The organism is Daejeonella sp. (genome assembly GCF_049655485.1).
Taxonomy (GTDB): domain Bacteria; phylum Bacteroidota; class Bacteroidia; order Sphingobacteriales; family Sphingobacteriaceae; genus Daejeonella.
Window position 1 is genome coordinate 1 of the sequence record NZ_JBASJU010000260.1, and the last position, 1,512, is coordinate 1,512.

2 protein-coding genes are annotated in these 1,512 nt (G+C 42.1%); both read right to left on the reverse strand.

The genetic code is table 11. From position 1 onward, the window contains the following. Positions 1–234: 234 nt before the first annotated feature. Positions 235–1,122 (reverse strand): M28 family peptidase, encoded by an 888-nt coding sequence (locus tag WBJ10_RS11135; protein WP_424290283.1) that lies wholly within the window; start codon positions 1,120–1,122, stop codon positions 235–237. 122 nt (positions 1,123–1,244) lie between these two features. Then, positions 1,245–1,512, reverse strand: a 268-nt coding sequence (locus WBJ10_RS11140) for a hypothetical protein (RefSeq protein ID WP_424290285.1), incomplete at its 5' end; no start/stop codon positions are given.

The following is a 1,512-nucleotide window of genomic DNA, read 5'->3' on the forward strand; positions in this document are numbered from 1 at the left end:
CGGGTAGTTTATTTTCTGTAGCACTTTCCGTCTCCGTTTGCACGAATCCTTCCTGTTAGGAAGCAGAATGCCCTGTGTTGCCCGGACTTTCCTCCCCAATTTGCATCGGGGCGATAGATCGGCTTGCTTAGCAAAGGTAGGGAATTTATTAGGTGAAAGGTGATAGGTGAAAACGGAAAACTGAAAACTGAAAGAGGAAGTCCATGGGCTAGTTAACCATTGACCCTGAAAACCTTATTCCAATTGTTTATCGATTTTAACAATACTCCTTAGTATAGCTGTAGACGCTCCGTAATAAAAATCCTGATTGATATTTTCGAACATATCGGTCGGCTTATGGTAATCTTTATGATCTTCTACACCAAAGTAAATAAATGGGATATTCTCTTTTGCAAATGCCCCCTGGTCACTCTGCATGGTCCAGTCATCAAGGCCGGAGCCGGGGAGGTCATGGCCAAATAGTATCTTAATACCTGTGTCTTCGTCCGCTCCTTCAATAATCGTTTTTAAATGCGGGTTTTTAAATGTGCCGGATGCATAAAGTTCTTTTTTGTCATTGTGAGATATCATATCCATATTAACATTCAGAACTATGTATTTTTTACGTACAGGAGGTTTATTCACGAGCTCCACGGCGCCTCTTAATCCAGATTCTTCAGCATCGAAGGCAACAAAAAGCAGGGTATGTTTTGGGCGGTTATTCTTAAAATATTCAGCAAATGACAACATCGCGGCTACTCCCGAAGCGTTATCATCTGCGCCGAAATATGTTACAGGGCCATTCGAACCGAGGTGATCGTAATGGGCCGAAATAACAATCGTCTTTTTACTTTTGCCTTTAATATAAGCGATCAGGTTAGTCCCTTTTTTGGATTCCTCTGCACGGTTCTTGAATACGAAGGGATGCTTGAAACTATCCTGATAGGATTTCATACCGAGTTCATCAAACCTACCGGCTATAAAATCCGCTGCCATTTTGTTGCCAGCCGTTCCAGTTCTTCTTCCTTCAAATTTTTCTGATGAAAGAGTTTTGATGTCTGAAAGTAGTTGGATCTTGTCGATGTTTTGAGACTGGACTGTTGTACTGATAAGGAGGAGGGTAATGAAGAGTAGTTGTTTCATGATTTGAGGTCTGAGGTCTGAGGTCTGCGTATAGCCATTCAAGTTACGATTCTTTTTAGACGATTTGCATCAGACTTCAGACTTCAGACTTCAGACCCCCGACTTTCGACTTCCGACCTCCGTCAAGCAACTTCCCGTATATCAACCGCCACCACACGAGAAACCCCCTGTTCAGCCATCGTCACCCCATAAATAATATCTGTACTTGCAATCGTCCTTTTATTATGCGACACAATTATGAATTGCGATTGCCCGGAAAATTCCCGGATTATATTATTGAACTTATCAATATTAGTATCGTCGAGCGGGGCATCCACTTCATCAAAAACACAGAAAGGTGCGGGTTTTAAGAGATATAGGGAAAACAATATTGCCGTTGCAGTTAAAGTC